The sequence below is a fragment of the Pseudomonas sp. CK-NBRI-02 genome, assembly GCF_008124495.1.
Lineage (GTDB): Bacteria > Pseudomonadota > Gammaproteobacteria > Pseudomonadales > Pseudomonadaceae > Aquipseudomonas > Aquipseudomonas guariconensis.
In genome coordinates this window covers 328,477-350,012 of sequence record NZ_VSJH01000015.1, presented here as the reverse complement: position 1 = coordinate 350,012, position 21,536 = coordinate 328,477, and the positions used below count along the sequence as shown (strand labels likewise).

Below are 21,536 nucleotides of genomic sequence, written 5' to 3'. Positions count from 1 at the left end.
CGACTGGAGACGGCGCGCAAGGAAATCGCGGACAGTGGCCTGCCCAAGACGGCCCGCGCCCGCCCACCGCGGGTGTTGCCAACAGAGGTGACAGGCCGGTCTCCGGGCTTGCGAGGGGCTTGAGGCATTCACCTTCCCATGCCGGCGGCACAGTGGTGTATCGAATGCATCGCTCGCTTACCGTTGCGGGGGCAGCGCCGGACTGATCGCGCAAGGCGAGGCACCGGCTTCCCGTTTAATCCCCGGCACGGCGGCAGGGGACACCTGAAACTGGGGCGCATCTGAGCATTAATGGACGGGTCAGTCAACCGAACAGGGCGTTCTGGCTTTGCCGGCTTTCTTGCGTGACTGATTGTTACGCGATGTTACCCATTGCCCCAAGTACAGGGCGGTCTCTGAAAGCTGATTCGACTGCAAGGGGCTGTTTGAGAGGGCGATACAAGGGCACAGCATTTGCATTACCGAATCTACGAATTCGGACTGGAATAGACCATGAGTTCTCCACTGCACTGCTGCACCGTTTCGCCAGTCGCGGGCAACCTCGGCGTCCTGTCGGCTGCTGCCAGTGGGCTGGAGGGGTTCGTGACGGAAGTTGGGGGTGACATCGACCTGGTGCTGGGACGTGCCGGCGTCAATCCTGAAAGCCTGCGCCAACCCACACTCAGCCTGCCGCTCACCAATTACTGCCAGGTGCTCGAGGAGGCAGCCCGCCAATCGCACTGCGACAATTTCGGTTTGCATTACGGTCTGCAGTTTCAGCCTCAAGCCTTAGGGCTGCTGGGCTATGTCGGGTTGTTTTCCAGTACGTTGGAGGAGGCCTTGCGCAATTTCGCAGCAGCGTTTCCTTATCATCAGCACGATACCTTGATACGGCTGGCCGACTGCGGCGAGTGCTATCGCTTCGATTATCAGGTTCGGCACAGCGCCATCCTGGAGCGCCGGCAGGATGCCGAATTGACCATGGGCATGGTGCTGAACCTGATGCGCCACGTATTGGGCAAGGACTGGGCGCCATTTGCAGTCAGCTTCGAGCACGCGCGCCCACTAGACGGGCAAGCCCATCAGCGGGCGTTCGGCGCGCCTGTCTATTTCGATCGCAATTGTAATTCGATGCTGGTACCCAAGATCGACCTGAAGGACCAGATCATGCCGGAGCGCGATGCCAATCTGCTGTTTCTGGTCCAGGACGTGCTCCGGCGCTTGGGCGCACGCGATCAACGGCGCAACCTGCTGGACGAGGTGGACGCTCAGGTACGCCTTGCCCTGAGCGGCGGAGAGCCGTGCCTGGAAACGATCGCGCAGTCGCTGCAGCTCAGCGGCGCCGGATTGCAGCGCCATCTGCGCGAAGCAGGCGTGAGCTTCAGCCAACTGGTGGAGAAGGTGCGCCGCGAAGTGGCGGTGCATTACCTACGACAGCCCAAGCGGCCAGTGTCTGACCTGGCAGCGTTGCTTGGGTACTCCGAAACCAGTGCGTTCTCCCGGGCTTTTCGCCGTTGGTTTGGCGTTAGCCCGCGACAATGGCGTAGCCAAAAGCCTTGACGATTTGTTCGCAGGCTCATGCCTTGAATCCAGTCACGCTAAGCCCCGAATTGACTTTGTACGTAGAAACTCACTCGCAGGGTCAATTCTTGGTCTAGACCAGTTGTTAACATCAAGGTCGCAAGCTCCGGATACCTCCCGGCCGGCGCCTTGATCGAGCAGTGCAGGGTGGCAGGCCTACGTTGCGGTAATCACCAGAGGACAACAACATGTACAAGAGTCCTGAGAACGCCCGCTATTACTGGAAATCCCTTCAACGCTGGCGCGTCCAGATATTCATCATCACGTGGCTGGCCTATGCCGCGTTCTATTTCACCCGCAAGGCATTTTCAGTTGCCAAACTGGGCATCGCCGAAGACCCCACTTTCACGCTCGACAAAGCGGCTATGGCCAACCTCGACGCGCTGTACCTGGCTGCCTACGCCGTCGGCCAGTTCGCATGGGGTGTGTTCGCCGACCGCTACGGTACCCGCGTCGTCGTGCTCGGCGGGCTCGTGGTGTCGGCCCTGGCCGCGCTGGCCATGGGCACCTTCGCGACGTTGCCGATCTTCGCCAGCTGCATGGTGATCCAGGGGCTGGCGCAATCCACCGGCTGGTCAGGGTTGTGCAAGAACATCGGCAGCTTCTTCGCCACACGCGAGCGAGGACGTGTGCTGGGCTACTGGAGCACCTGTTATGCCTTTGGCGGCCTGGTCGCCACGCCGTTCGCCGGGTGGTGGGCCTATCAGATCTCCCATGACTGGCGCATGGCGTTCGTATCTTCGGCCGGTGTCGTTATCGTTGTTGCCGTGCTGTTCTTCCTGCTGCAGCGCAATCGCCCGCAGGATGTGGGGTTGCCTGCGGTCGAGGCGCAGGTCCAGCCGACCGGTCGAGACGACGTCCCCCGGGAGAACTACTGGACTGCGCTGCGCAAAGTGCTCGCCAATCGTACGGTCCTGGTACTGGGGATGGCGTACTTCCTGCTCAAGCCTGCTCGTTATGCAATCCTGATGTGGGGGCCGGTGATCGTCTACGAGCGCATGCCAAGCATCGGCAAAGTGGCTTCGGCCATCGTACCGTCCGCATTCGAAGTCGCCGGGTTGGTCGGGCCAATCCTGATCGGCATCGTCTCTGACAAGTTGTTCGGCGCTCGGCGCATGCCGGCTTGCGTCCTCAGCCTGATGGCGCTGACCTTGTGGCTAATACTGTTCGTGCCGACGATGCAAAGCGGCAACATCTATCTGGTCGTCGGCTTGCTGTTCATGATGGGTGTGACCCTGTACGGCCCTGACTCGATGATCAGCGGCGCCGCAGCCATCGATTTTGGCACTAGCGAGTCCGCGGGTACCGCCACAGGCTTCGTCAACGGGTGTGGCTCGGTTGGCGCCATCCTTGGCGGGCTGCTGCCTGGCTATTTCGACACCATTACCGTGTTCTTCGTCTTCACGGGCGCGGCGCTGCTTGCAAGCTTGCTGCTGGTCCCGTTCTGGAACAGTCGCCCGGCAAACCAGGCGGCCGACGCCCAACCCCTGGCAGCGCCTGCCACCGTCGCGTCTCGCTGATGCCGCTGACATTTCACCGGGCGAAGGCTGGAAGGGCCTTCGCACCACGAACCTGTATCTTGGAGGTGGCCAATGGCCCTCGCACTTTTTGACCTGGACGACACCCTTATCGATGGCGACTGCGCCAGTTTGTGGAGCAGCCATATGGCAGCGCTCGGCTGGGTTGACGGGCCCAGCTTCATCGAACGCGATCGCGAACTCATGGCGCTCTATGCGCAGGGCAAGTTGGCGATGGAAGCGTATATGACGTTCAGCCTGTCCCCGCTGGTCGGCCGAACGATAGAGGAGGTGGCCGAAGCGGTGGACCCCTTCGTGGAGGACATCATCACCCCGCGTATCCACGACGACGCCATGGCGTGCCTGGCGAGACATCGAGAGGAGGGTGACCGGGTGTTGATCATTTCAGCATCGGCACACTTCTTGGTGAGTCGTATTGCCAAGCAACTGGGGGTCGAAGAAGTGCTGGCGATTGATCTTGAACAGCAGCAGGGCAGTTATACCGGCAATACCTGCGGGATCTTGACCTATCGAGAAGGCAAAGTGGCGCGGCTGCACAGCTGGCTGCAGGAGCATGGCGAAGGGCTAGAAGGAGCTTATTTTTATTCGGATTCTCGCAATGACCTGCCGTTGCTTTCGCTGGTCGCCAAACCGCATACCGTCAATCCGGATCCAGTGCTGCGAGCGCACGCTGACGCGACGGGATGGCCGGTTTTGCGGTGGCGGTAGTGCAAAGTATGATGGGTGATTTATATAACTCAACAAAATGACTATTTAGTGTAGTTATATCCTGTAGTTATATATGGGGAAGGGTGTCCCGAACTCATTAATGCTGCGCCTCATTCAATTAGCATGGCCGACTTTCAAAAACGATTTTGCCGCCTGCAAGACCAATCCTGCAGACGCTAGCCAGGTCTTGGCTGCCTTGCCCGTGAGGGTAACGTCGATGAGTACGGGCAAGGCGATTACGTCCTCTATGTGCTGGTGGCCGATGCTGTGAGCGGCAAAGTCATTGCCCGCAGTTGCCATGAGGCTGCGATTGTCTCTGACGCGCTGAAGTTTTCAGGAGTGACTTGGATACTGCGCGATATCAGTTGGCTCCAGGGCTGCGAGCATTTGGCGTGCGTATCAGGTACACAGGCTTGTTACGGGTCAATCCGTTCAGCAGCGAAACCCTGAGTCTGTACGTGAGCGACGGTTCGCAGTTGCGCGAGATTCTGGCCGAAATGGTTGTCAGCGAGAGCCAAGGCGATTGGGATGGTTCTGTACCGGGCATTTCGGCGAGAAAAAGCGAACCCTGGCAGAGGATGATTGTGATGATATCGAAGGCAAGTCGACGACGAACACATTCAACCCGATGAACTGGACTGACCGTCAGGGCTATGGTGGAGATTTAGATCTGGCCTCCATTGATGCTCGCCAGTCAATACGATAGTGCGCATAATGTGTATTATGTTAAATTGTATTTATTCCAGATGGATGCTGCCTCCAATTCATCCCAGCTTTCAGGCAATCGTGAATTTTGCGATAGCCATATATGCCTGCGTTTTCTAATCTTCGGCAGATTGAGGCTCCACCGGCCATGCAAGCTATTGCGGGCTGCTGGTATTTACTCTTTCTGCCCTACCCTGATTCTTTTTTAAGTTGCGTGTGGCAGCGTGTAAGCAAAGAAGCTCAGTCCATCAAGATATCTATGAGCACTTGGGTAGGACTGCTCAGTTCCACGTCGCGTCGTGTGACTACTTCGTAAGGTTCACTTCGCGACATCAGTTGCAATGGCAGCCGTACCAACATGTCATGCTCCACGGCCACTTTCGCCACATCCCACGGCATGACGGCGAGCAGTCCGGCATCCTGCTGCAGCATCGACAATGTGGTGAAGGTCGATGAGGTTTCGATGGGATACTGCGGAAAGCTCAACCCGGCCTCACGAAACTCACGCTCGAGCGTAAGGCGCAGGGGCATGTTCACCGGAAACACCACCCAGCGCGAGTCAGTCAGCTGGGACAAGTTCAGGGACTGGCTGCCAGCCAAGGGGTGTGCCGGGTTGGCCACCAACACGAGTTGTTCCTGGTGCTTGACCCGGCTTTCGTAAGCTGCCGGTCGATGGCTGACGCTGGTTCGACAAATCACCACGTCCAGTCGTCCCTGATCGAGCAAGCTGAGCAAGCGGTCGCTGGTGTCCTCTACCACCGTGACCGACAGATCCGGCTGGGCCTCGCGCAAGCGCGCTAAACCCTCCACCAGCATCGGCACCGCCCCCATGATGGTACCCACCGAGAGACGCCCCCCGTGCCCCTGGAGGATCCCCAACATCTCTTCGCGCAGGTGGGCGAGATCTGTGTTGATCAAACGTGCGTAGCGCACCACGCAACGACCCAAGTCATTGGCCTCCAACCCTTTGTTGGTCCGCTCGAACAGCACTGCACCCAGGGTCGACTCGATCTCGTTCAGGGCCTTGGTGGCCCCAGGCTGGGTTATGGACATTGCCTCGGCTGCTTTGTGGATCGAGCCAAGTTCATCGAGGCTGATCAGGAGGCGCAACTGACGAAGGCGTAGTCGCGAAGCCATGGAAGTCAAAGATGGGAGCATAGGGGATCACTAAAAGTTATCGCGGTGTCAGCAGCTCTCATTAGGCAGCATCGACAGGGAGAAATAAAGTGGCCAGCAATTGATCTCACAAGAACAACAGGAGTCAGTATGCGTCTGATCCAATTTGAAACTGGCCATGCCCAGCGCCGTGTCGGGGTGGTCGAAGGCGACGTAATTCAGGTCGTACGCAATACCACACACATGCGCGAACTGGCCCTGGCGGCCATCCGCAACCGGCGCAGCCTGGGCGACGAAGTTATTGCGCGAGGCCTTGAGCACAGCGATGAGTGCTACGCCCAGATGCTGGCGGAGTGTCGCGTACTGCCACCGCTGGACCACGAAGATCCCGCCCATTGCCTGGTCAGCGGAACAGGCCTGACCCACCTGGGCAGCGCCTCGACGCGTGACAAGATGCATCAGCAGAAAATCGACGATGCCGCTGCTCTGACCGACACGGCGCGCATTTTCCAGTGGGGCATCGAAGGGGGGCGCCCTACCCCTGGGACTGCTGGCGTGCAGCCGGAATGGTTTTACAAGGGCGACGGTTCGATAGTGGTCCGTCCAGGCCAAGCGTTCCAGAGCCCGGCCTTTGCCGAGGATGCAGGTGAGGAGCCGGAGCTCGCCGGGCTTTATGTCATCGGCGACGATGGCCGCCCCTATCGACTGGGCTTCGCCATCGGCAACGAGTTTTCCGATCATGTGATGGAGCGGCGCAACTACCTGTACCTGGCTCACTCCAAACTGCGAAACTGCTCGTTCGGCCCGGAACTGCGGATAGGCGAGTTGCCGCGCCACCTGGATGGTGTCAGCCGAATCCTTCGGGGCAACAGCGTGATCTGGGAAAAGGCGTTCCTCAGTGGCGAGGACAACATGTGTCACTCCCTGGAAAACCTGGAGTACCACCACTTCAAGTATGCGCAGTTCCTGCGCCCTGGCGATGTGCACATTCACTTCTTCGGCACCGCGACCTTGTCGTTCGCCGACCACGTCAGGACAGCTGTCGGTGACGTATTCGAAATCAGCCTGCCGGAATTCGGTGCCCCGCTGCGCAACGGCATTGCCCTGTCGCCAGCGACCTTCGCACCTGGACAGGTGACGGCGCTCTGATTCAGCGGCGCTTAGCTGCGCCGGCATTTCATAAGAACCATAAGAGAGAGATGAGCATGAAGAATAGCCCTTACACGGCGTCACCCTCGTCGTCCCTGGCGAGTGCCGACACTGCCCGCCCGACCAACGTACGTTGGCGGATCTTCCTGATTCTCCTGTTGCTCGCTGCCATCAACTACATCGACCGCGCCTCGCTGTCGGTAGCGTTGCCGTTGATTTCGGCCGAATTCGAACTTACCCCGGCGCTGGAGGGCCTGATACTCAGCGCTTTCTTCTGGTCCTACGCTCTGATGCAGATTCCCAGCGGCATGCTGCTGGACCGCTTCCAGGTGCGCAACATCATCGGCGTGGCCACGGTCGGCTGGGGGGCCTTCCAGGCGCTAGGCGGCTTTGCCCACCACTGGATCACCCTGCTGATCACCCGTGTCGGCCTGGGCGTTGCCGAGTCGCCGATCATGCCGGCAGGCGCCAAGCTCAATGGTGCTTGGTTGACCCCGAACGAACGCGGCCGTGGTGCGACCTTGGTTGATGGCGGCGCACCGTTGGGCACCGCGCTGGGGGCGATCATCATCGCAGGCCTGATCACCTGGTTCGACTCGTGGCGCATCGCATTCATCATCGCGGGTGTCGGCACCATCGTCGTGGGTGTCTGGGCCTGGTGGTACATCCGCAACCATCCAAGCGAACACCCGCAGGTCAACACCGCCGAGTTGTCTTACATCACCCAGGCCAATGAAGCTGCCAGCAAGCACAACGGCAACCGCAAGGCCGTGCTCAGGGAACTGCTCAAGAGCCGTTCGGTGCTGTGCATGTTTGCCGGCTATGCCTGCTACAACAGCGTGTTCTACGGTTTGCTGACCTGGATGCCGAGCTACCTGCACAAGGCTCACAACCTCGACATCAAGGCCATGGGCGGCGCGACTTTCCTGATTTTCATGTGCGGCTTCGTCGGCGAGTTGGTCGGCGGCTGGATCGCCGACAAATGGAAAACCAACGGTGGCCAGCCGAACACCGTGATGCGCAGCATGTTCGCAGGTTCTGCTGCCGTGGCTGCCTTGTGCATCCTTCTGGTCGCCTATACCCCGGATGCCGTGAAGGTCATCGCCCTGCTCTGCGTCGCGCTGTTCTTCATTCGCTGGTGCGGCATGTACTGGTGCCTGCCGGCGATCCTTGGCGGCAAGTCCAAGGCGGGCGTGCTGGGCGGCAGCATGAACTTCTGCGGCAACATGGTCGGTGTTCTGGTGCCGATCCTGATCGGCCTGATCGTGCAGTTCACCGGTTCTTACTTCCTGGCCCTGATCTTCTTCGTGGTCATGGCGTTCGGCCTGATGCTGTTCTCGGGGCTGATCGACTATCGCGAACGCGGCCTGGCCTGAGTGCCGCGTCCCCTTGAGGTAAATGTCATGCAATTGATTACAAAGACGGGCAGTGAAAGTGCTGCCAATGCCGTGATTCGACTCAACCCGCTGGACGACGTGCTGATCGCCCGCCAGGCGCTGCCCAAAGACTTGCAACTGGAAGAAGGCGTGCGGGTGCGCGAACTGATCCCCGCCGGCCACAAGGTGGCCGCTCGCGATCTCGAAGCCGGCCAGCCCCTGCGCCGTTACGGGCAGATCATCGGCTTCGCCAGCCAGGCCATCGAAGCTGGAGAACATGTGCATGTGCACAACCTGGCGATGGGCGACTTCGCCCGTGACTATGCCTTCGGTATCGATGCTCGGGGCGTGCAAGCCCCCGTAGAAGACACTTTCATGGGAATCGTGCGCCCGGATGGCCGGGTTGCTACGCGCAATTACATCGGCATCCTGACCTCGGTTAACTGCTCGGCCACGGTAGCCCGAGCGATCGCTGATCATTTCCGCCGTGACATCCATCCCGAAGCTCTGGCGCCCTACCCCAATGTCGATGGCGTGGTCGCCCTGACCCATGGTGTCGGCTGTGCCGTCGACCCCGGTGGTGAAGCGTTGGCGATGCTGCGTCGGACCCTGGGCGGATACGCCGTACATGCCAACTTCTCTGCAGTGCTGCTGATCGGTCTTGGCTGCGAGACCAACCAGATTCCTGACTTGCTCGCTGCCCAAGGCCTCAAGAGTTGCAATGCGCTGCGCACCTTCACCATCCAGGGTACCGGAGGCACATCCAAGACCATCGCCAGCGGTATCGCCCAGGTGAAGTCGCTGCTCGAGGAAGCCAACCGCGTCGAGCGTCAACCTGTCAGCGTTCGCCATCTCACTGTAGGGCTGCAATGCGGTGGCTCGGATGGCTATTCGGGCATCACCGCCAACCCGGCACTGGGCAATGCCGTGGATCGCCTGGTGGCCGCTGGCGGCACCGCGATCCTCTCGGAAACTCCGGAAATCTATGGCGCCGAGCATTTGCTAACGCGCCGCGCGGTGAGCCAGCAGGTCGGCGAAAAACTGATCGCCCGCATCCGGTGGTGGGAAGCCTATTGCCAGCGCATGGGCGCCGAGTTGAACAACAACCCTTCGGCCGGTAACAAGGCCGGCGGCCTGACCACCATCTTGGAAAAGTCCCTCGGTGCTGTGGCCAAGGCCGGTTCCAGTGACCTGGTGGATGTCTATGAATATGCCGAGCCGGTACGCGCCCATGGCCTGGTGTTCATGGACACCCCCGGCTACGACCCGATCTCCGCCACCGGCCAGGTCGCAGGTGGTGCCAACCTGATCGCCTTCACCACCGGACGCGGCTCGGCCTACGGCTGCGCGCCCTCCCCCTCGATCAAGTTGGCCACCAACACGCGTCTGTGGGAAACCCAGGAAGAAGACATGGATGTGAACTGCGGCGGCATCGCTGACGGCAGCATGACCATCGAGGAGCGTGGCGAACACATCTATCGACTGATGCTGCGCATTGCCTCAGGCGAGCGCAGCAAAAGCGAGCAGCACGGCTATGGCCAGAACGAGTTCGTGCCGTGGCAGATCGGCGCTATCACCTGATTTCCTTGTTTACGCTTACAGGAGCCTTTCATGACCCGGATCCTCGGTCACAACTACATCGGCGGCCAACGCTCGGCCCAAGGCAACATCCAGCTCGAGAGCCTGGACGCCACTACTGGCGAACCCTTGCCAGGCCTGTTCAGCCAGGCCACCGAAATGGAGGTGGACGCCGCTGCCAAGGCCGCTGCGGCCGCCTTCCCGGCCTATCGCAGCCTGCCCGCTTGGAAACGTGCGGACTTCCTGGAGGCCATTGCCGATGAACTCGACGCCCTGGGGGAAGACTTCATCGCCACGGTGTGCCGCGAAACAGCGCTGCCCAACGGTCGCATCTTGGGTGAGCGTGGTCGTACCAGCATGCAAATGCGCCTGTTCGCCAAGGTCTTGCGCCGTGGCGACTTTTATGGCGCCCGCATCGACCGTGCGCTACCCCAACGCCAACCTGCAGCTCGCCCGGACCTGCGCCAATACCGCATCGGCATTGGCCCGGTCGCGGTGTTCGGCGCCAGCAACTTCCCATTGGCGTTCTCCACCGCCGGCGGCGACACTGCCTCGGCGCTGGCCGCTGGTTGTCCGGTGGTGTTCAAGGCCCACAGCGGCCACATGGCCACCGCCGAGTGGGTGGCCGATGCCATTCTGCGTGCTGCTGAGCGCACCTCGATGCCAGCGGGCGTGTTCAATATGGTCTATGGAGGCGGCGTAGGTGAATGGCTGGTGAAACATCCGGCGATTCAGGCGGTCGGCTTCACTGGCTCGCTCAAGGGCGGCAACGCCTTGTGCCGGATGGCCGCCGAGCGGCCGCAGCCAATCCCGGTTTTCGCCGAAATGTCCAGCATCAACCCGGTGATCGTTCTGCCCGAGGCGTTGCGCGTACGCGGCGAGGCGATCGCACGCGAGCTGAGCGCCTCGGTCACTCTGGGATGTGGGCAGTTTTGCACCAATCCAGGCCTGATCCTCGGCCTGCGCTCCCCTGCATTCAGCGCTTTCGTCGAGCAGCTCAAAGCCCAGATGGCCGACCAACCGGCGCAGACCATGCTCAATGTCGGTACCCTGGCCAGCTACCGTCAAGGCTTGGAGCACCTACACGCCCACCCAGGCATCCAGCACTTGGCCGGCGCGTCGCAAGGGATGCAACAAGCCTCGCCACAGCTGTTCACAGCTGACGTCAGCCTGCTGCTTGAAGGTGATGAGCTGTTGCAGGAGGAGGTTTTCGGCCCCGCGACCTTGCTGATCGAAATCGAAGACCAGGCTCAGCTGGCCGATGCTATCAAGGCCCTGCGTGGCCAACTGACTGCGACCCTCCTCGGCGAACCGTCCGAGCTGCTGGCCTATGGCTGGTTGAGCGATCTGTTGCAGGAAAAAGTCGGCCGACTGCTGCTCAATGGCTATCCAACCGGTGTGGAAGTCTGCGACGCCATGGTACACGGCGGCCCCTACCCCGCCACTTCTGATGCCCGCGGTACCTCTGTAGGGACCTTGGCCATCGATCGCTTCCTGCGGCCAGTGTGCTTCCAAAACTACCCCGATGACCTCCTGCCCCCTGCGCTGCAAAATGCCAACCCATTGGGCCTTTTGCGACTGATCGATGGGGAATATAGTCGGGAAGCGGTGGCAGTTTAGCCTGCGCTTTCAGGAGCCATCATGAAAAGACCCCGCCAGTTGGCGGGGTTTCGATCCGACGGCGCGATTATGCAGCGCGCGTCCCACGTTGGATCACCCACTGGATCAACAGCGAGCCCCTGACCCTGGAACAGCTGCGCGGACAGGTCGTTCTCGTCGAGTTCTGGACCTATGACTGCGTCAACTGCCAGCGCGCCCTGCCCCATGTGCAGCAATGGCACGAACGCTATCGCGATCAGGGGCTGGTCGTCATTGGTGTGCACACGCCCGAGTATGCACATGAACAGGTAACGGCCAATCTCGATGAGGCGGTAGGCCGACTCGGCATCACCTATCCGGTCGCCCAGGACAATGACTACAGAACTTGGAACGCCTTCGGCAATCGCTACCGGCCGGCCCTCTACCTGATCGACCAGGGCGGTCGGATCGTCTACCAGCACTTCGGCGAAGGTGCCTATGCCGAAACCGAAACCAAGATTCGGCAACTGCTTCAGGTCACACACTGAGAGAGGAATAGAAACCGGGCGACGGGATATGCCATCCCGTCGCCCTGTGGCGGTCTCATGTCATGCCCTTCGCCGGGCAGGGATCACTGCTCCAGCACGAGCAGCGGTTTGCCTTTATTGACGATGTAAGTCGCCAGCTCAGAGGCCTTGCCCCCACCGACATTGGTGGCGATATGCGGCGTGCCGGCTGGGATGTAGAGGGACTCGCCGGCCTTGAGAATCACCGGCGCCCGCCCCTTGAGCCGATACTCGAAGGTGCCCTCGATCACGTAAGCGACCTCCACTCCCGGATGTGAATGATTCGGCGACGCCACTCCCGGGTCGAAATCGACCCGCGCCTGAATCACTTCGTGAACCGAGTCGCCAAGATCATCGCGAGTCAGATCCGTGCGCTGGATACCTTGTTTCCAGTTGGCGCTCCTAGCGCTTTCGGTCTGGTGCTGGTCGGCCTGGGCAAGCGCGGCAAATGCAGTGAACGTCACGACGGCGGCGAGCACATGGGGATAACGCATGGTCGTCTCCTTTCAGAGCAGTCATAGGGAGGCGCTACTCTAACCAGTCGCCGTAGCGTCGATATTTCGAAAGGGTGCAGATTTATATGCCTGAGTGTGCGCAAGGACTTGAGATACATAAGGGTACAGTCGGCAAGTTGACCTTCTACCCGCGCACTGACTACAGCGGCTTTCGCGCTCTTTAACTGTATTCACTGAGTAGCCCTTCGACTTCGACAAGGTCTAAATCGCTGATGTCAAATCCGCGCTACGCGGCTTGCGGGTCATCAGATGGAACAAGCAAAAGGCACTTATAGCGAATGCACCCTGCAGGCCTAACATCGGCGACGCAGTGCCATCTTGCAGCGCGCTCAGCAGTAAGCCACTGCAGGTAGCACCGAGCATCTGAGAAAAGCCCATGAGACCAGCCGCAAGCCCAGCACGATGAGCATTGGGCATGACAACGCCAGCGACCGACGCAGGGATCAGCATGCCACCCCCCAGCGTCACCAGTACCTGCGGCAGGGAGACGCCCAGCACCGACAGACCTAGTACAGAGTGCACCAGAATAGAGAGTGCGGCGCCGGCAGCAACCAGACTGATGCCAAACCCCACAATGCGCTGCGGCCCCAATTGCATGATCTTGCGCTGGGTGAACAGGGCACCGGCGATCAGGCCCGAAATGGTTATCCCAAACACCATTCCGTACTGCGCCGAGCTCAGTCCCAGCAAATGAATGTAGACCGCGGATGAGCCTGCTATCACAGCGAACATCGCTCCGTAGGTGCCCGCAAGGGTCAAGGCCAGGGCACGACTGGAACGCTGTTTTAGCAGGGAGAAGTAGTCACGTGCCAAGGTCGCAGGATGCCCCGCTGTAGGATCAAGGCTGAGATTGGACTCACGGTAAAACGCTATAACCAAAAGCAACGCAGTGCTACCTATAGTCATCGACGCCAGAACGGGGGCGTGCCAGCCCCCCCATTGGGTCAGCAGACCACCGACCACCGGAGCCAGGGCAATTGCGCTGAGCATACCAATGACCGTCAGCGCCAAGGCCGGCGCGGCCTGAGCCTTCCAAGCATCGCGGACGATAGCTCGGGCCAGGACCAAAGCGGCGCAGGCTCCAAGACCTTGGGCCACACGTCCGACGATGAAGCCGATCATGCTGTCGGCCAGAAGCATCAAACCAGTGGCGGCCAAGTAGAGCGTGAGACCGCCGATCAGAACCGGTCGCCGGCCAATCCGATCGGATAGAGGTCCGAGCAGCAACTGTCCCAGACCAAATGCAGCGACAAAACCGGACAACGCCGCAACGCTGGCTCCAGGCATCGCACCGAGGCCCTGTTCAATCCTGCTCAAGGCAGGGATCAACAACTGTGTGGAGATTTCCCCCAGCGCAGTAAGCACCACCAGGATTGCAAGCAGCAGGCGGGACGGGTTCATGGCTTGGTTCCTTCTGCGGCTTTCAATTCCAGGATAATCAGCTGCCATTCCATGGCATTCCTGCCGTCGTTGCTAAGGGCGAGCGTCAAAACGCTTTTCGCATCGCACTGCACCGCTTGTCGTTCATTACTCATCGAGCACACCTCAATTGGTCGTACCGTACCCGGTGGGTCGGAAAATATGATGACCATAATATATACACGAAATTTTATTATGCCTATCATATTTTGGACGCGTGGTGCTCAGCCCCACGACCGCCCTACACCCAAGGATCGCACTATGAAACACCTTGCCCTACTTGCCCTGGTTTCTGTATCTGCGCTGGCTTTAAACGGTTGCGACAGCCAAGCCGACACCTTGGCCTTCGCTGCCCAACCACGGGCAGTGATCGCAACGCATGTGCAACCGGCTTCCCAGCAAGACTCGCTCTACACCGGTGTGGTGGCCGCTCGCACGATCAGCGACCTTGGCTTTCGGGTTAGTGGTAAGGTCATCGCCCGCAAGGTCGACCCGGGCACTCGTGTCAAGCGAGGTGACGTGCTACTGGAGCTGGATAACACCGACTTCGAGCTGGCTCTGCGTACAGCACGTAACCGAGTTACCGCCACCGCAGCCGAGTTGCGCCAGGCTCATGATGATGAAGCACGCTACCGTCGCCTGATTAGAACCGGAGCGGTCTCTGCGCAGACCTATGACCAGGCCCATACTCGTCTTCGGGTGGCCGAAGCCGAGCACGCCGCCGCCACCTCGGAAGCGGCCCAGGTTGAAAATCGTAGAACCTATTCCACCCTGAAGGCCGACGGAGACGGGGTGATCACCGATGTACGGGTGGACCGGGGTCAGGTTGTCGCCGAAGGCCAGATCGTCGCCAGCCTGGCCCACGACGGTGCCCGCGAGGCGGTGATAGATATTCCGGAGACCCAGCGAGCGCTAGCCGATCATCCGGCCCGGGCCTATCCCTACGGCGCCTCCGGAGTCGCCATATCTGCCTCCCTGCGAGAGCTTTCCGCCGCAGCGGATACCATCACGCGGACTTTCCGTGCCCGGTACACCCTAGGGGATGAATCTACAACCCTGGCTATCGGATCTACCATCACCTTGCGCCTCGATAGCACGAGCGAGCAGCAGTTGATGCGTGTCCCACTAGGTGCCCTGCATGACAGGGGCCAAGGCACTGGCGTCTGGGTCATTGGTAACGACGACAAGATCGATCTGCGCTCCGTCAAGGTGGTGCGACTGGAACAAGAAGAAGCGGTACTGCAGGGCGGCGTGCAGCCGGGTGAACGCATAGTCGCCCTCGGTGCAAACCTGCTCAGCCCCGGCGACAGCGTGCGTCAACTGCCAGGGCCCTCCCTGGCCCTGGAGCACTGAAATGAGCCGCTTCAACCTCTCCGCTTTCGCGGTGCGCAACCAGGCAGTCACCCTATTCCTGATCCTCGCCACCCTGGTTGCCGGGGCCATAGCCTTTGGCAAGCTGGGGCGCGCCGAAGACCCATCCTTCACGGTCAAGACCATGACCATCACTGCTGCCTGGCCGGGCGCCACCGCGCGAGAAATGCAGGAGCAGGTTGCTGACCGCCTGGAAAAGCGCCTGCAGGAGCTGGACTTCTACGATCGGGTGGAAACCATCGCCCAGCCCGGCTTCGTCTCCATGAAACTGCAGTATCAGGACTCTACCCGCCCGGGCGACATCCAGGCACTGTTCTACCAGACCCGTAAGAAGCTCTCCGACGAGGCCAAGCGCCTGCCCCGTGGCGTCATCGGTCCGTTCTTCAATGACGAATATTCCGACGTCTATTTCGCCCTCTACGCCCTGGAAGCCGGGCGAATGCCGCACCGCCAACTGGTGCAGATGGCCGAGGATCTGCGCCAAGGCATGCTGCGCCTGCCCGGTGTAAAGAAGGTCAACATTCTCGGCGAACAGGCCCAACGCATTTTCGTCGAATTCTCCTACGAGCGTCTGGCCACCCTGGGCCTTAAGCCGGAGCAGATCTTTGAAGCCCTGGGCAAGCAGAACGGTGTGGCCCCAGCCGGCTTCGTCGAGACCAGCGGGCCGCGCGCCTACATCCGTCTGGACGGTGCTTTCGACAGCCTGAAGCTGATCGAGAATGTGCCGATCAATGCGGGCGGCAAATTGCTGCGCATCGCTGACGTCGCAACGGTTAAGCGTGGTTACGAAGACCCGCCGACCTACCGCATTCGCCACCAGGGTAAGCCCGCTCTGATGCTAGGCGTGATCATGGAGCCGCACTTCAACGGCCTGGAGCTGGACAAGTCGCTGCAAGCCGAAGAAGACCGCATCCATGCCGAACTGCCGCTGGGTGTGATGTTTGACAAGGTTTCCGACCAGGCCGAGAAAATTCGCATCGCAGTGAACGAGTTCATGCTCAAGTTCTTCGTTGCCCTCGGCGTGGTCATGCTGATCAGCCTACTGGCTCTGGGCTTTCGCGTGGGCCTGGTGGTGGCCGCCGCCGTGCCGCTGACCTTGGCCATCGTCTTCGTCATCATGCTGATGACTGGGCGCGAGTTCGACCGCATCACCCTTGGCGCGCTGATTCTATCCCTCGGCCTGCTGGTTGACGACGCAATCATCGCCATCGAAATGATGGTGGTGAAATTAGAAGAAGGCTTCGACCGCATCCAGGCCGCCACCTTTGCCTGGACCTCCACCGCAGCCCCCATGCTTACCGGCACCCTGGTAACCGTGATCGGCTTCCTGCCGGTGGGCTTTGCCAAATCCGGAGCCGGGGAGTATGCCGGCAACATCTTCTGGATCGTCGGCTTCGCTCTGCTCGCCTCCTGGCTAGTGGCGGTATTTTTCACGCCCTACCTTGGAGTGAAGATGCTACCGAAGATCCAGCCAGTCGCAGGCGGTCATGACGCGATCTACGCCACAGTTCTTTATCAGCGCCTGCGCGCCCTGATTACCTGGTGCGTGAACCACCCCAAGACTGTTACCGCATTGGTGGTAGCGGCCTTCCTCGTCAGCGGCCTGGGCATGGGTGCAGTGAAAAAGCAGTTCTTCCCCAACTCCGACCGTTCCGAGCTGCTGGTGGAGGTGTACATGCCGCCAGGCAGCGCGTTCGTGGCTACCGAAAGCGTGGTCGCCCAGGTGGAAAACGCACTGCTGGAAGAGCCCCAGACGAAACTGGTAGATGCTTACGTGGGCGGCGGCGCGCCGCGCTTCTTCCTTTCTTTAAATCCCGAGCTGCCGGACCCGGCCTTCGCCAAGATCATCGTGCAGACGGCGGACTCCAAGTCCCGCGACGCCCTGCGCGAACGCATGCAGGCACGCATCGCCGCTGGCGAGTTTCCTTCCGCGCGGGTGCGAGTCACTCAACTGGTGTTCGGCCCGCCGGTGCCTTTCCCAGTGGTATTCCGCGTATCCGGCCAGAATCTGGAACAGCTTCGGCACATCACCGAAGAGGTACGCCGAGTGGTAGCCTCCAACCCCATGACCCGCGATACCTTCATCGACTGGGGCGAGCGAGTCAGCGCCTATCGCCTGGTACTGGACCAGGATCGCCTGCGTCTGCTGGGCTTCACACCCGATGAGGTAAAGAGCCAGCTCAATGCCCTGCTCACCGGCAACCCAGTGACCGAAGTGCGCGAAGGCACCCGCACCGTGACGGTGATGGTGCGAGCACAGAATGTCCAGCGGGAGAATCTCGGCGGTATCGAGGGCCTGACCATCACCAACGCCGCCGGCGTTTCGATTCCGCTGGAGCAGGTGGGGCGCTTCCAGCCGGTGATGGAGGAACCGATCCTTAAACGCCGCGACCGCGACCTGACCTTCGAGGTACGAGCCGACATCCTCAAAGGCACGCAGCCGCCGGACGTAGGAAAGGCCGTGTACGCTGATCTGCAGCCGCTAATCGCCCAACTGCCGGCTGGCTATCGGGTGACTATCGGCGGTCCGGTGGAAGAAAGCGCCAAGGCCAACAAGGCTCTGGCAGTCCTGTTCCCGGTGATGATCATGCTGACGCTGGTCGTGATCATGTTCCAGGTGCGCTCCTTCGCCCTGATGTTCATGGTGTTCGCCACCGCACCGCTGGGCTTGATCGGGGCGGTTCCTGTGCTCCTTCTGTTCGATCAGCCCTTCGGTTTCAATGCCATCCTGGCGCTGATCGGCATCGGCGGCATCCTGATGCGCAACACCCTGATCTTCACCGACCAGATCGAGCAGGAGCAGGCCCACGGCCGCCCCCTGCACGAGGCGATCATCGAAGCCACGGTGCGCCGCGCCCGGCCGGTGCTGCTCACTGCACTGGCCGCCGCGCTGGCCTTCATCCCACTGACCTTCTCGGTGTTCTGGTCGTCCCTGGCGTTTGTACTGATCGGTGGAATTCAGGTGGGCACGGTGCTGACGCTGCTTTATCTACCGGCACTCTGCGCTCTGGTGTTGCGTGCCAATCGCGGGGCCAACGCCAGCAACGAGCCTGAGTGGGAAAAGCTGAGCGTGCAACAGGCGCCTCTGGATACACACCAAGGTGTGTGAGCGCCGGCGAGATCCTGCACGTCGACGGTAGTCAGAGCGCAGGCCATTGATTGACAGAATGCTCATCACCGGCACATTCCGGTGATGAGCAGATTCCCTGTGGAGTCTGGTTTTTTAGAAGTCGAATGCGCTGCGATAGGCATAAACACCTGGTCCGCCGCCTGTGAACAGGAACAGTAGGTTAGCCCCCTCGATGAAATCTCCCGCCGCTATGTCATGAAGCATGCCGGCAAAGGCTTTTGCAGAGTAAACCGGATCAAGCAAGATACCTTCGGCCTGAGCCAGGGATGCAATTGTCTCAAGAGCCTCAGCCGTCGGAATCCCATAGCCTTCTCCCCGGTGATTCCCATCTACATCGATCTGATTGGGCGCGACCTCTGAGAACCCGACCAATGCCAGTGCGTCGTTAGCGAGCTTCAAGGTTTGCTGCACCGCCTGTTCTTGGTCTCCCAACACTGTATAGGATCGAATGATCGTCGGGGAGCGTCCACGCGTGACGAAACCTGCGGCTAGACCCGCATGAGTTCCCGAGCTGCCGTTAGGCAGAAGAACCTTCTCGAAGCGGATGTCGTTATCCCGTTCATACTGCATTATCTCGTCACTGCATTTGGCGTAACCCAGCGCGCCAAGAGGTGACGATCCCCCCATAGGGATCAGGTAGGGTTTCTTGCCCTCTTCTTTGAGCAGCTGGATTCTTTTATCTGCGAATTCGGCTGCCTTCTCCCCTAGCGGAAGTACATGGAGCTTGGCGCCATAGATCTGATCAAGCAGCACGTTGCCGTTGCTTTCGTATTCTGCATCATGCCGCGGCACCACCCTGCCGAGGACCAGTTCGCAGTCCAAGCCGAATCGCGCAGCAGCAGCGGCAGTAAGTCGTGCGTGGTTGGATTGGAGTCCGCCAGTCGTGACGATTGTGTCGCATCCTTGTGCAATCGCCTCACCTAACAGGAACTCAAGCTTGCGAAGCTTGTTGCCACCCCCGGCGAATGCCATGTGATCGTCACGTTTGATGTAAAGATTGACTCGCTTGATACCCAGTCGCAGTTCAAGCTTTTGTAGCCGCTGAATCGGAGTGGCCGCCTCGATGAGCGCCACTTTCTCGAAAGCGTCCAGTACATCCTTTTGAGCATCCCTCATTGATATGTGCTCCGGTTGGTATTTCACTTTGATAGCGGATCCAGCCCCCACAAAATCAATCCCCGGAAACCTGGGAAAGTGCCGGGCGATCGGACTGCGGCTTGAGATGCAAAGCGCATCTTTGTAATTCAACGTACTGTGAGACACCGCAACGGTGACACTGCCGACTGGCAATTGTCATCGGATAGCTCTCGGTCCCTCGCCGATCGTAGCGCTCGACTCACGGGGTGCAAGCGCATTGATCACGGCGGCCGCAGTGGACAGCAGGATGCCAACAGCGGCAAGGCCGATCCAGCCGGCCCGGTGCACGCCATAATTCCCTAATGCGGCGCCGATCGCTCCCCCCAGAAAATACGACCCCATGAATAGGGTATTGAGTCGGCTTCTGGCCTCGCTCCTCAGAGTGAATACGCGTGCCTGGTTGGCAACCAGCCCTGCACGATTGCCCATGTCGAGCAGCACCATGCCGAGGATCAGCCAGCCAAGATCTCGCCCGCTCGCTGCAATGCAGGCGAAACCCAGGACGAGGGTCATTGCGCCGGCGAGGACCATGGTGCGTGCGCCCACGCGATCGGTCAGCGCGCCAATATGAGGTGACGCGACGATGCCCAGCAGCGCGACCAGCCCAAACAGACCAATGGTGGCGGAGTCGAGTCCGTATGGAGGTTGTGCCAATAGCGCGGCAAGCGAAGCCCACAGTGCACTGAATGCGGCGAACATCAGCAGGCCGCTCGCCGCGCAGTAACGCAGCACGCCTTCCTGTTTGACCAGGCTGCCTAACGAACCCAGGAGCTGCCCGTAGCTTATCGTCTGCAGACTGCTGGTGGCGGGCAGGCGCTTGGCAACGATGACCAGCAACAGGACATCGCTGAGCGAGGCCAGAACGAACACGGCTTTCCACCCGGCATGTGCGCCGGCGAAGCCTCCGAGCATGCGCGCCAGTAAAAGACCTGCCGAGAGGCCGCTGAGCAGGCTCCCGACGATGCGACCTCGCTCAACTGGAGTGGCCAACCCCGACAGACAGGGGATGATGAGCTGCGCAGTGATCGCTGTCACGCCGACAAGAAAGCTGCTCACGCACAGCATTGTGAAAGTCGGCGCTACAGCGCAAAGAAGTAAGGCAACGGCATTCCCCGCGATGGCCAGCAGCGCGAGTTGGCGTGGTTGTCGACAATCGGCGAGCGGCACGATGAACAGCAGGCCTAGCGCATAGCCAAGCTGCGTCAGCGTGGCGATCAGGCCGGCCTGTGTCGGCGCCAGGCCAAAGGACGCGGCCATCTGGGGCAGAAGCGGCTGGTGGTAGTAGATAGTCGAGACCGCCAGCGCGCAGCACAGGGCCATAAGCGTGACAAGGCGGCTGGAAACTCCCATTGGCGATGCGCAAGAGGCAGACATGACGCAGCCCCTTCACTGCTGCTGCAAAGTCTGCACGAGCCCGCGGGTGTCGACGATGCTGTGCGCAAACGTCGGCCCGTTCAGCTCGTGCGCCGCGTGCATCATTTCCTTGTTGAAGGCGGCTGTCGCATCGCGTACCAGCGTGACGTGATAACCCAACTCCATGGCGAAGCGTGCGGTCGATTCGATGCAGGTGTTCGCCAGCAGGCCGACGACGATCACGTGTGTGATGCCTCGCTGCTTAAGCTGGAAGTCGAGGTCGGTATTGGCGAACCCGCTTTGTCCCCAGTGTTCCTGGATGATGATGTCGCCCTCCTGTGGCACGAAGTCAGGATGCCATTCGCCGCCCCAGGACCCCTTGGCAAAGGTGTGACGTTCCTGGATCAGGCGTTGGGTGGGATTGGGGTGATCCCAGCGGGTGTAGTCGCCGGGCTGCCAGCGCCGATGAGGTACGTAGTACACCTGAATTGCTTGTGCTCGCGCGGCGGCAACGGTCGTGCGCAGGTTGTCGAGCAGTCGAACTTCATCCGCGACGCTTCTGAGCATGGAATAAAGCTTGCCGCCATCGGACAGGAAGTCGTTGTAGGGATCGACCAGCAGCAGAGCGGTCCGCTCCGAGGCATACACAGGATGGGTCATGATAGTGCTCCAGATGAAAGGAGAAGCGATCTAGGACGTTTGCTATACCGACAAATGCCGCGCTGCGACAGCGCAAG

17 protein-coding genes and 1 riboswitch are annotated in these 21,536 nt (G+C 60.4%); of the genes, 10 read left to right on the top strand and 7 right to left on the bottom strand.

Annotated elements, in window-relative coordinates; all coding sequences use genetic code 11:
* Window positions 1–75: 75 nt before the first annotated feature.
* Window positions 76–283: riboswitch (cobalamin riboswitch) on the bottom strand.
* A gap of 209 nt (window positions 284–492) precedes the next feature.
* From DQ397_RS12535 to DQ397_RS12525, 3 genes are all read left to right on the top strand, one after another.
* Entirely contained in the window at window positions 493–1,539 is a 1,047-nt protein-coding gene (locus DQ397_RS12535; RefSeq protein WP_148921556.1) for an AraC family transcriptional regulator, read from the top strand.
* Between the two features lie 209 nt (window positions 1,540–1,748).
* Window positions 1,749–3,080, top strand: coding sequence for an MFS transporter (locus tag DQ397_RS12530; protein ID WP_043210531.1), 1,332 nt, complete (start codon window positions 1,749–1,751; stop codon window positions 3,078–3,080).
* A 72-nt stretch (window positions 3,081–3,152) separates the two neighbouring features.
* The gene (locus DQ397_RS12525; protein ID WP_043210527.1) at window positions 3,153–3,806 is read left to right on the top strand and encodes an HAD family phosphatase; all 654 of its coding nucleotides are present in this window, start codon (window positions 3,153–3,155) and stop codon (window positions 3,804–3,806) included.
* A 945-nt stretch (window positions 3,807–4,751) separates the two neighbouring features.
* On the opposite strand, the gene DQ397_RS12520 is transcribed toward DQ397_RS12525, so the two are convergent.
* The gene (locus DQ397_RS12520; RefSeq protein ID WP_043210522.1) at window positions 4,752–5,669 is read right to left on the bottom strand and encodes a LysR family transcriptional regulator; all 918 of its coding nucleotides are present in this window, start codon (window positions 5,667–5,669) and stop codon (window positions 4,752–4,754) included.
* 108 nt (window positions 5,670–5,777) lie between these two features.
* On the opposite strand from DQ397_RS12520, the gene araD1 reads away from it, so the two are divergent.
* From araD1 to DQ397_RS12495, 5 genes are read left to right on the top strand one after another with little or no spacing between them, the layout of a single operon-like run.
* Window positions 5,778–6,776 carry an AraD1 family protein gene (gene araD1 / locus DQ397_RS12515; protein ID WP_043210520.1) on the top strand — a complete coding sequence of 333 codons (999 nt, stop codon included), beginning with the start codon at window positions 5,778–5,780 and terminating at the stop codon, window positions 6,774–6,776.
* Window positions 6,777–6,832: 56 nt separating this feature from the next.
* A complete protein-coding gene (locus DQ397_RS12510; RefSeq protein ID WP_178113787.1) occupies window positions 6,833–8,152 on the top strand; it encodes an MFS transporter in 1,320 nt (439 codons plus the stop codon).
* Window positions 8,153–8,179: 27 nt separating this feature from the next.
* Window positions 8,180–9,733, top strand: a complete 1,554-nt coding sequence (locus tag DQ397_RS12505; protein ID WP_043210515.1) for a UxaA family hydrolase — start codon at window positions 8,180–8,182, stop codon at window positions 9,731–9,733.
* Window positions 9,734–9,763: 30 nt separating this feature from the next.
* A complete protein-coding gene (locus tag DQ397_RS12500; protein ID WP_043210513.1) occupies window positions 9,764–11,350 on the top strand; it encodes an aldehyde dehydrogenase (NADP(+)) in 1,587 nt (528 codons plus the stop codon).
* Window positions 11,351–11,403: 53 nt separating this feature from the next.
* Window positions 11,404–11,856: a redoxin domain-containing protein gene (locus tag DQ397_RS12495; protein WP_372240763.1), complete on the top strand. Its 453-nt coding sequence runs from the start codon at window positions 11,404–11,406 to the stop codon at window positions 11,854–11,856.
* 83 nt (window positions 11,857–11,939) lie between these two features.
* Here the strand turns inward: DQ397_RS12495 and DQ397_RS12490 are convergent, their stop codons facing one another.
* From DQ397_RS12490 to DQ397_RS24515, 3 genes are all read right to left on the bottom strand, one after another.
* Window positions 11,940–12,368 (bottom strand): cupin domain-containing protein, encoded by a 429-nt coding sequence (locus DQ397_RS12490; RefSeq protein ID WP_043210509.1) that lies wholly within the window; start codon window positions 12,366–12,368, stop codon window positions 11,940–11,942.
* Window positions 12,369–12,590: 222 nt separating this feature from the next.
* Window positions 12,591–13,790 (bottom strand): MFS transporter, encoded by a 1,200-nt coding sequence (locus DQ397_RS12485; RefSeq protein ID WP_043210507.1) that lies wholly within the window; start codon window positions 13,788–13,790, stop codon window positions 12,591–12,593.
* A complete protein-coding gene (locus DQ397_RS24515; RefSeq protein WP_167358057.1) occupies window positions 13,787–13,924 on the bottom strand; it encodes a hypothetical protein in 138 nt (45 codons plus the stop codon). The genes DQ397_RS12485 and DQ397_RS24515 overlap by 4 nt, the downstream gene beginning before the upstream one ends.
* A gap of 145 nt (window positions 13,925–14,069) precedes the next feature.
* Between DQ397_RS24515 and DQ397_RS12480 the strand changes: the two genes are divergently transcribed.
* Window positions 14,070–15,161: an efflux RND transporter periplasmic adaptor subunit gene (locus DQ397_RS12480; RefSeq protein ID WP_043210505.1), complete on the top strand. Its 1,092-nt coding sequence runs from the start codon at window positions 14,070–14,072 to the stop codon at window positions 15,159–15,161.
* 1 nt (window position 15,162) lies between these two features.
* Entirely contained in the window at window positions 15,163–18,288 is a 3,126-nt protein-coding gene (locus tag DQ397_RS12475) for an efflux RND transporter permease subunit (RefSeq protein ID WP_043210502.1), read from the top strand.
* Window positions 18,289–18,402: 114 nt separating this feature from the next.
* On the opposite strand, the gene DQ397_RS12470 is transcribed toward DQ397_RS12475, so the two are convergent.
* The 3 genes from DQ397_RS12470 to DQ397_RS12460 form a co-directional block, all read right to left on the bottom strand.
* Complete coding sequence (locus tag DQ397_RS12470; protein WP_043210500.1) at window positions 18,403–19,425, bottom strand: D-cysteine desulfhydrase family protein; 1,023 nt, start codon at window positions 19,423–19,425, stop codon at window positions 18,403–18,405.
* Window positions 19,426–19,602: 177 nt separating this feature from the next.
* Window positions 19,603–20,820, bottom strand: coding sequence for an MFS transporter (locus tag DQ397_RS12465; protein WP_043210497.1), 1,218 nt, complete (start codon window positions 20,818–20,820; stop codon window positions 19,603–19,605).
* 12 nt (window positions 20,821–20,832) lie between these two features.
* Window positions 20,833–21,459 (bottom strand): isochorismatase family cysteine hydrolase, encoded by a 627-nt coding sequence (locus DQ397_RS12460; protein WP_043210496.1) that lies wholly within the window; start codon window positions 21,457–21,459, stop codon window positions 20,833–20,835.
* Window positions 21,460–21,536: the final 77 nt, after the last annotated feature.